This window comes from Streptomyces sp. NPDC052687, assembly GCF_040678395.1.
Lineage (GTDB): Bacteria > Actinomycetota > Actinomycetes > Streptomycetales > Streptomycetaceae > Streptomyces.
Window position 1 is genome coordinate 1 of record NZ_JBFATR010000089.1, and the last position, 9309, is coordinate 9309.

A 9309-nucleotide genomic window follows, 5' to 3' on the forward strand; every position below is an offset into this window, starting at 1 on the left:
CGGTGTGTGTTTATTGGGCGAGGATGAGGGTGGTGGGGGTGTGGGTGGGGTGGTGGGTGATGGTGGTGTAGCCGGCTTGGGTGAGCCAGGTGGTGTAGTCGTGGTGGGTCCAGGTGTTGCCGTGGTTGCTTTTGAGGAGCATTTCGCTGGTGAAGAGGAGGGGGAAGGGGGGTCCGGTGCGTTGGTTGTGGGTGATGTAGTCGTTGATGATGAGGGTGCCGTGGGGTTTGAGGGTGTGGCGGATTTTGGTGAGGAGTTGGGTGTTGGTGTGGGGGCTTTCTTGGTGGGCGATGTGTGAGTAGATGGCGATGTCGTAGGTGTTGGGGGGGAGGGGGGTGGTGTGGAAGTTGCCGTTGATGGTGGTGAAGCGGTGGTTGAGGTGGTGTTGGGTGAGGTGTTGTTCGGCGAGGTTGTTGATGGGTTGCCAGTCGAGTTGGGTGGCGTGGGCGGTGGGGTTGAGTTGGAGGAAGATGCGGGAGAAGGTGCCGAGTCCGCCGCCGATGTCGAGGATGTGGGGGTGGTGTTGTTGGGGGAGGTTGAGGAGGTGGGCGGCTTTGTGGGCGGCGGGGATGGTGAGGTTGGCGATGGCGGTGACGACGTTGTGCCAGTGGGGGTTGTCGGCGATTTCGGTTTCGGGGCGGGTGGGTGGTTGGCCGGTTTGGAAGATGTCGAGGCGGTCGTTGATTTTGTTCATTTCGTTGAGTTTGAGTTGGGGGAAGCCGGTGATGTCGTTGGGTTGTCCTTCGATGAGGTAGTGGGTGGTTTCGGGGGTGTTGTGGTAGGTGCCGTTGTGGGTGGTGAGGAGGCCGAGTCCGACGAGTCCGTCGAGGAGGGTCTGGATGCCGCGGGGGGCGAGGCCGGTTTGGTGGGTGAGTTGGTCGGGGGTGGTGTGTCCGTGGTGGATGTGGGTGAAGAGGGAGTGCTGGGTGGCGGTGCCGAGGAGGGCGGTGGCCCAGTAGCCGCTGGCGATTTCGAGGATGCGGCTGGGTGAGGGGGGTGGGGTGGTGGTGGTCATGGTGGGTGGTGTCCTTAGAGGGTGAGGGGGGCCGGGGCGGGGGTGGGTGGCGGCGGGGGCGGGGGCTGGGGTGCGGACGTGTGCGCGGTCGCGTGCGCGGGTGTGGGCTGGGTTGCGGTCGCGTGGGCGTGGGCGGGTGCCGGTGTGGGTTGGGTTGTGGTCGCGTGGGCGGGTGTCGGGGTTGTGGGCGTGTGGGTGTGGGGGCTGGTGATGATGGTGGTGGTTGTTGTGTGGTTGGTGGTGGGGGTGGTGGTGTGCCAGGTGCCGAGGGCCATTTCGGCGGTGATGCCGGGGCCGAAGCCTGCGATGAGGCCGGTGGCGCCGGTGGTGGTGGTGTTTTCGTTGAAGAGGCGGCGTAGGGCGTCGAGGACGACGGCGCTGGCGATGTTGCCGTATTGGGTGAGGGTGGTGCGGCTGTGGCGGAATTTGTGGGGGTCGACGTCGAGGTAGGTGCTGAGGTCGGTGAGGATGCGGGGGCCGCCGGCGTGGATGATGTAGAAGTCGAGGGTGGCGATGTTCCAGCCGTGGGTGTGGGTGAGGTCGCGCAGGACGGGGGCGAGGGGTTTCATGGTGCCGGGGACGCGGCGGTCGAGTTGGAAGTGGAAGCCGGTGGAGCGTACGGCGTAGGAGATCCAGGTTTCGGTGTGGGGGATGAGGTGGGAGGCGTTGCGTTCGAGGGAGATGCCGGTGCCGCCGTGGCCGCGGACGACGGCGGCGGCGACGGCGTCGCCGAAGAGTCCGTCGGACAGCAGTGAGCTGATCTGGTCGTCTCCGGGCTGGTAGCACAGGGAGCACAGTTCGCAGGAGACGATGAGGACGTTGCTGTGGGGGTAGGCGGTGCAGAAGTCGTGGGCGCGGTTGATGGCGGCGCCGCCGGCTGCGCAGCCGAGTTGGGCGATGGGGATCTGGCGGGTGTCGCTGCGGAAGCCCATGTTGTTGATGAGCCATGCGGTCATGGACGGCATGAGGAAGCCGGTGCAGGAGACGAAGATGATGGCGTCGATGTCCCGGGCGGTGAGCTGGGCGTGGGCGAGGGCTTCTTCGATGACCTTGGGGCATCGTTTTTTGGCTTCCTTCTCGAAGATGCGGTTGCGTTCTTCGAGGCCGGGGTGGCGCAGGGTTTTCTCGATGGGCTGGACGAGGTGCCGTTTTTGCACCCCGGTGTTTTTGATGAGTCGCAGGGCGAGGGGGAGTTGGGGTTTGCCGTGGTGGGTGTCTTCGGCGAACTTCAGGGTTTCTTCCAGGGTGATGATGTGTTCGGGCACGTCCACCGACGGTTTGCAGAGCGTTGGCATATCCGCGGAGTCCACCTTCTGGGAGTCGGCTTCGGGTTCGGCACCTGCCCATGCTGGCCGGGGGTGCTTGGTGCCGGCTTGGCGTGCACTTGCGGTGCGGTGTGCTGCCCGGCCGGCCGGCTGACGGCCCGTCGCCCACCGCCTTGAGGCACGGGGGGTGGGGTGTATGGGCGGGCCGGGTGGCGGAGTGTGTCCTGTGCCGGGTGGCGAAGTGTGTCCTGTGCCGGGTGGGGTGTATGGGCGGGCCGGGTGGCGAGTGTGTCCTGTGCCGGGTGGCGAAGTGTGTCCTGTGCCGGGTGGCGGAGTGTGTCCTGTGCCGGGGGAGGGGGTGGCGTCGGGCTGGGGTGGTGGAGTGTGTCCTGTGCCGGGGGAGGGGGTGGCGTCGGGCCGGGTGGTGGACTGTTCCTTGCGCGCGGGGGGTGGGGCCGGGGCGGGCTGGGTCGTTTCTTGGGGATCATCTTGCTGACCGGGTGAAGGCGGCGGCGAGGTGGAGCGCGGCGAGGTGGATGGTGGGGGTCTTGTCGTAGCGGGTGGCCGGCCCGCGCCGCTGCTGGAGCTTGTTGGTGCGGCGTTCGAGGGTGTTGCGGCCTTGGTGTGCCTGCCGGTCGAAGGCGGGTGGACGGCCGCTGCGGCTGTCCGGCCGCTTGCGGTCGGCGGTCTGGTCGGCGGGCTGTGGGATCACCGCCCGGATCCCCCGACGGCCGGCGCAGAGGGGAGCGGATCGCGGGGGCGCACTGACGTTGTGCCCGTCGACGGCCGGGCCGGCCGTGGCGCGCGGGTGGCCGGCGTGGACGGCGGCGGGGCTGGAGGGGCTGTGCTTTCGGCGGTGGGAGGAGTCCTGCGTCCGGGGCGCTCGATCGTGGCGGAAGTACAGAGGCGGGGTCACCGCACAGGCCGTCACCGGCGCCGTCACCGGCTCCCTGGCGGCGTCCCGGGCGGGGCTGCTGGGCCGCTGCGGCGCCGCGGGCCGCTGCGGTGCGCCGGGTGGCTGTGTCACGTTCCGGGGATGCCGTCGTTGGTGGCTTCGGGAGTCGCTCATGGCCTTTGCCGTGATCTATGCCGATGAGATGTGATGTCGCCACTTCCGCTGCGGCGGCCCGGTCGGGGCGGGCGCAGCGGGAGTGGCGGCGCGCGGATGGTCACTGGCGGGTCGCCCGCCTGGTCTCGCGGGGTGCCGGTAGGGGCCGTGTCACCAGCCGCAAACGGCGGCGTTCCGGCTGTCGCGTACTCCGTCACGAGCCCTTGACCTCACCGTGAGAGGGCGAGTGCCTTCCAGAAGGCGTAGTGGTGGTCGGCCGCGAAGTCGGTCTGCCCGGTGCGGCCGGACGCGAGCCGCTGCACGTAGGGGCGGCTGGTGGTGAACTGCTTCCACGTGGGCATGCTGTGCCCGTTCATCTGCCCTGTGCTCGCGAACCGGCTCCAGTAGGCGGTCACCGTGTCCGACAGCCCGGCTTGCGCGGCGTCGAGCGGCTCGAACAGGTCGTTGTCGAACAGGTAGGCGAGGTCGATCATGTGGCCGGTGCCGAGCGGGAAACTCGCCGGCCGCGGCACGCTCTTGAAGTACGGGGCCTTGGCCTCGGCGAAGTCGTAGGCGTAGACGGGGGTGTGGCGGGCCAGCGCGCGCTGGGTGTCGAGCGCCGCAGTCGACCACTGCGAGTCGGTCAGCACGGCCGACAGCGCCGCCCCGGGTGCCGGGTAGTTCGCGACGGGATACTCGGCCAGGACTGCGGGAGCGTCCTTCCCGAACTGCTCGGTGACCTTGTTGGTGTATCCCTCGGCGGTCAGCGGCCTCCCTTGCATGATCTCGTCGAGCCCGGCCAGCCCGCTCATCTCGTCGTGAGTGGAGCCGTGCAGCACCGGTACCCGGGCGAACCGCCCGGCGGCGATCGCCCGTGACGGGGCCTCGGGGAGTACCTTGCCGTCCACCACTGGCCGGTAGCCGTCGTGCCCGGAGACGGACGCCTTGATGAGCTCGGCGGTGGACCTGCGCCGCAGGCAGGAGTCGGCGGTGCGCGGATCGTCGCAGCCCGCGGCTCTGGCGACGGCGAGGCCGATGGTCTTCGCCTGCGTGCGGGTGAACGAGCCGTCCGGTCCGACGCAGCCCGCACTGTGCACGATCGCCTTGCTGAAGAGCCCGCGGGCTTTGGGTGAGACCAGCTGGGCGCAGACGCTGTAGCCGCCGCCCGACTGGCCCATGATCGTGACATTGCGGGGGTCGCCGCCAAAGGCACCGGCGTTGCGTTGGACCCATTTCAATGCGGCCTGCTGGTCGAGAAGGCCGAGGTTGGCCGGTGCGCGCAGGCCGGGCGCGGTGAGGAAGCCGAACGCGCCGAGCCGGTAGTTGATCGTCACGACCATCGCGCCCTGCTGCGCGGCGGCCAGTTTGGCGGCGCGGTAGGTGGCGCCGTCGCCGTAGGTGAAGCTGCCGCCGTGAATCCAGACGATGACCGGCAGCCGTCCCGTCGTCCGCCCAGCAGGAGTGGTGACGTTCAGGTGGAGGCAGGCCTCGCTGCCGCCGTCCTCGATCGAGACGGGCTGGTCGGTCGGCTGCGCGCAGGCGCTCTTCGGGGCGCGGGCGTCCAGCGGCGACGACCAATGGCGCACCGTTTGCGGCGCCTTCCACCTGCGTTCTGCGGTCGGCGGGGCCGCGTAAGGGATGCCCTGGAACGTGCGGACCGCACCAGCGACCGCGCCCTGGACCGGGCCCTCGGCGGTCATCACCCGGGTGGGGAGGACCTGGGCGCTGGGGCGCGGGGAGGCAGGGCCGGCCGTGGTCACCGTGGCGGCGAGCGTTGCGGAGACGGTGACCGCGGCAAGGGCGGCGACGCGTAACTTCATGGTGCTCATCTGGGCTCCCGGGATCGTGATCTTCGGTGCTCCGAACGGTAGCCAGGATTTGCGCAGATGCACAAGACGTTTGTCTGATGCGATTGCCTAAGGCGTTCGTCTGGCACAGGCGTGCAGATCGTTGTTAGGGTCCGCGTCATGGGAAATCGGGAGAAGCTGCTGGAGGCCGCCAGGCAGTGCCTCTTCGCCAAGGGCTACGAGCGCACGACGGTCCGTGACCTCGCCTCCGCGGCGGGCGTCAGCATGGCGGCGATCGGCTATCACTTCGGCTCGAAGGAGGCGCTGCTCAACCAGGCGCTCTTCGAGGCGCTCGACTCGGGAGGCCAGGCCTTCGGGCCGTCCGCGGACGACGCCGACCTCGGCGCGCTGTGGCGTCGCCTGATCGAGGCGTTCTCGGGCAACAAGACCTTCTGGATCGCCAATCTGGAGACCGTCGTGCGCGCGCAGCGCGATCCGGAACTGCGTGAGCAGGTGGCCGCAGGGCTGCGGCAAGGACGCAGCGGCATGGCGCGGGAGGTCACCAAAACCGCCGAGACCGAGCTCCCCGAAGCGACGATCCGCACCGTCGGCTCAGTGCAGCTCGCCCTCGTCAGCGGCCTGATGATGCAGCACCTCACCGACCCCGAGTCCGCGCCCACCGCCGACGAGGTGCTGGAGGGTCTGCGGGCGCTGGCCGGCTACCTGCCCGAGGAGGCGTGAGGCTCGGGGTCCTTTGACCGGGGGCGCGCAGGAGCGCCACGGCGCCGTCCGCTCGCCCCGTGTCCATGGTGGACAGCTGCTCGAGCATCGGGCCAGGTCCTCGCCGAAGCGGGCTGCATCCGCATCTTCGCTGACAGGCCCGAGCCGATGGGCGGCCGGGTCGTCTCGCCGAGATGACGGCCTCGGCCGATCTGCCCGACTCGCGGAGCCGGCAGAGTGGATCAGCCGTTTGCGGCTGGTGACACGCTTGGTACCGGCACCCCATGAGGAATCGCCTGCCCGGCCCGTCAAGGTCGCCTTCGGATTCGCCTTGCGGCGATGACCTCCGGTCACCCTCGGCCGGCCATGCCGGCTCTGGGGTCTCGGCTTGTCGTCGGGCGGGCCCCTCCCGTGTGCGGCCGGGCTTCAGCCGGCTGCGGCCTGCTCGGCCGGGGAGCGTCTTGGCGATCATGTGCCGAGCCGGATGAGTGTGCTGGCCAGGGTGACGGCGGCGAGGCGGCGGCCGGGCTGTTTCTCGTAGCGGGTGGCCATGCCGCGCCCGCTGCTCGAGGCGGTGGAAGCAGCGTTCGACGACGCTGCGGCGGCGGTAGGCGGCCCGCCAGCGGTGCATCGTCCCTTGCGCCGGGGAGATCGGGCCTCGGGGCGGGCCCTTTGCGCTGCGGGTGTCGTCGGGCCGGGGCGGAACGGTCGCCTGCACTTGGGGTGCCGGGGGGACGGGTGACGCCCCGGGTGGGGTGTCTGCCGTCGGGCTGGTGATCGTTCCTTCCGCCGGGGGGCCGCCCTGGTGGGTTGTCCGTGTGCCCGGGGTGGCGTCGGGGGAGGGGGACGGGCTGTCGGCTGTGCCGGGGCGGGGTGCGCCCTCGTACGCCGCTGAGCGCCGGAGCCGGGGCCGGGGCCGGGGCCGGGGGTGGGGTGGTGGACTGCTTCTCTGTGCCTGCCGGGGGGTGTGCCCGCCGGGCAGGGGGTGGGCTGTCCCTGCACCGGGGGCGTGAGTCGTGGGGTGGGGCTGTTCCCTTTCCGTCCGGGGGTGTCGGGCCGGGGGGTGGGGCTGAGCCTTTCCCCCCGGGGGGCGTCGGGTGTGTGGTGGTTGCCGCTGTTCGCGGGCGGGGTTCAGGTGTCTGCTTCGGGTGTCTGCTGCGGGGTGGGGTGGTGGGTGAGGATCTGCTGGAGGGTGTGGCGCAGGGTGGTGATGGCGTCGGGGCCGAGGCGGCGGGCCCATTGGTGTTCCATGTCGGTGAGGATGCGGGCGGCGGCGAGCTGGGCGTTGCGGCCTCGCTGGGTGAGGCGGATGAGTTTGGCGCGGCGGTCGGCGGGGTCGGGGGTGCGTTCGGCGTAGCCGGAGCGTTCGAGTTCGTCGACGACTTCGGCGATGGCCTGTTTGCTGAATCCGGAGCGTTCGGCGAGGGCGGTCAGGCGTGAGCCGTCGGGGTCGATGTGGCGGAAGACGGAGCCGTGGCGGTAGCGGACGTGGTCGAAGCCTTCCTCGTGCAGGCGCTGGTGGAGCAGGGTGATGGTGAGGTCCTTGGCCTGGGCGAGCAGGGTGGCCAGGGGTACGGGGCGCTCGCCCGCGGGTTGTGCTCGTGTGGACATCTCGGGCCGCCTTTCCGGTACAGCCAAACCGTCAGGGGGCTTGACCAAAAAGTAGTACGGTTGCTTGACTAACTTTAGCGGGATCGCATCCCTGCCGCGAGACGCGGCGTGTGACCGGCTGGTGGAAGGGACGGATCATGAGCGCTCCGCACGACAACGACCGCGTGACCCAGGCCGTGGGCGGTGAGGCCGTGGCGGCGTTAGCCCAGCAGGTGAAGGGCCCGGTGCTGACCCCCGAGGACGCGCACTACGACACCGAGCGGGCCGGGAACCAGACCGCGCGCTGGCACCGGCCCGCGGTCCTGGTCGGCGCGACCGGGCCGGCCGACGTGCAGCGGGCGGTCGACTTCGCCCGCCGGCACGAGCTGCCGGTCGCGGTGCAGGGCACCGGGCACGCGCTGGCGGCCGTCGCCGCGACGGGCGGCGTCCTGATCAACACCTCCCGGATGACGGGCGTACGCGTCGATACGCGGGCACGGACCGCGTGGCTGGCGGCCGGGGTGCGCTGGGACCAGGTGATCCACGAGGCGGCACCGGCCGGGCTGGCACCGCTGGCGGGCTCCGCACCGGGTGTCGGTGCCGTCTCCTACACCCTGGGCGGGGGCCTGGGACTGCTGTCCCGGCGATACGGATACGCCGCCGACCACGTGCGCGGCATCGACGTCGTCACGGCGGACGGCCGGCTGCGGCAGGTCAGCGCCGGCGTGGAGCCGGACCTGTTCTGGGCACTGCGCGGCGGACGCGACAACTTCGGTGTGGTCACCGGGATCGAGATCGACCTCATGCCGGTCCCCGCCCTCTACGGCGGCGGCCTGTTCTTCGACTTCGCCTCGGCCCGCGAGGTACTCGGCAGCTACCTGCGGTGGTCGGCCGGCCAGCCCGAGGAGATGACGTCCTCCCTCGCGGTGATCTCCTTCCCCGACGCGCCCGTCCTGCCGCCCCCGCTGCGCGGCCGCCACGTCGTCCACGTGCGTATCGCCTACTCGGGCGACGACCTCGGCGCCGGCAAAGACCTGGTGGCGCCGCTGCGGGCGCTCGGCCCCTTCAACGACACCGTGCGGGAACTGCCCTACGCCGAGATGGGCACCATCCACAACGACCCGCCCGTACCCGGCACGTTCGAGTCGGCCACCACACTGCTGGGCGAGCTGGACACCGACGCCGCCGGCGCGGTGCTGGACCTGGTCGGACCGTACGCGCCGGTCCCGCACGTGGTGGAACTGCGGCACCTGGGCGGCCGGCTCGCGCGGCCCGCCGACGTCGCCAACGCGGTCGGCAACCGCGACGCGCACTACCTGATCAACGTCGTCTCACGCCTGGAACGCGCCGCCATCGGCGACATCCGGCCCGCCCACGAGCGGCTCCTCGCGGCACTCGAGCCCTGGAGCACCGGCGGCCGGGCCCTGACCTTCCTCAACGGCGAACGCGACAGCGAGTACGTGCGCTCCGCCTACGACCCCGACGACTACCGGCGCCTGACCGAGATCAAGGCCGTCTACGACCCGCACAACCTCTTCCGCCTCAACCACAACATCCCGCCGGCCGCCCCCCGCACGGCACAACCGGACCCGGCCTAGAACACCCCCTCACCCCACCCGCCGCCGACCCGCCGACCCGCAGGCCCGCCCACACCGGGCACGGTCACACCGGGTACGCCGGTCACACCGGTCACGCCGGTACGCCGGTACGCCGGTCCACGGGCTGCGCCGGTTACGCCGGTTACCGCCGGACACGCCGACTGCCGTCGGATCCGCCGGTTACGCCGGCCGGCTGGGCCCGCCGGTCATTTCGGGCCTTCGGCGGCGTCTCCACCACGTACTCGTCCAGGTCGAAGGTAGTCAGCACCAGCACCTTGGCCGGGCC

The 9309-nt window shown here is 70.6% G+C and carries 6 protein-coding genes and 1 pseudogene; 2 read left to right on the forward strand and 5 right to left on the reverse strand.

What is annotated here, in order from left to right; translation table 11 throughout:
• Positions 1 to 10: 10 nt before the first annotated feature.
• From AB0K92_RS33085 to AB0K92_RS33100, 4 genes and pseudogenes are all read right to left on the reverse strand, one after another.
• A complete protein-coding gene (locus AB0K92_RS33085) occupies positions 11 to 1015 on the reverse strand; it encodes a class I SAM-dependent methyltransferase (RefSeq protein ID WP_365928973.1) in 1005 nt (334 codons plus the stop codon).
• 14 nt (positions 1016 to 1029) lie between these two features.
• A complete protein-coding gene (locus AB0K92_RS33090) occupies positions 1030 to 2310 on the reverse strand; it encodes a type III polyketide synthase (protein WP_365928974.1) in 1281 nt (426 codons plus the stop codon).
• A 517-nt stretch (positions 2311 to 2827) separates the two neighbouring features.
• Positions 2828 to 2935: pseudogene (locus AB0K92_RS33095) on the reverse strand (IS5/IS1182 family transposase); the annotation flags it as partial.
• A gap of 623 nt (positions 2936 to 3558) precedes the next feature.
• Positions 3559 to 5157: a carboxylesterase family protein gene (locus AB0K92_RS33100; RefSeq protein WP_365928975.1), complete on the reverse strand. Its 1599-nt coding sequence runs from the start codon at positions 5155 to 5157 to the stop codon at positions 3559 to 3561.
• Positions 5158 to 5295: 138 nt separating this feature from the next.
• On the opposite strand from AB0K92_RS33100, the gene AB0K92_RS33105 reads away from it, so the two are divergent.
• A complete protein-coding gene (locus tag AB0K92_RS33105) occupies positions 5296 to 5856 on the forward strand; it encodes a TetR family transcriptional regulator (protein WP_365928976.1) in 561 nt (186 codons plus the stop codon).
• 1110 nt (positions 5857 to 6966) lie between these two features.
• Here AB0K92_RS33105 and AB0K92_RS33110 read toward each other — a convergent pair.
• Positions 6967 to 7446, reverse strand: coding sequence for a MarR family transcriptional regulator (locus tag AB0K92_RS33110; protein WP_365928977.1), 480 nt, complete (start codon positions 7444 to 7446; stop codon positions 6967 to 6969).
• Between the two features lie 137 nt (positions 7447 to 7583).
• Between AB0K92_RS33110 and AB0K92_RS33115 the strand changes: the two genes are divergently transcribed.
• Positions 7584 to 9023: an FAD-binding oxidoreductase gene (locus AB0K92_RS33115; protein WP_365928978.1), complete on the forward strand. Its 1440-nt coding sequence runs from the start codon at positions 7584 to 7586 to the stop codon at positions 9021 to 9023.
• The last annotated feature ends 286 nt before the right edge of the window (positions 9024 to 9309 follow it).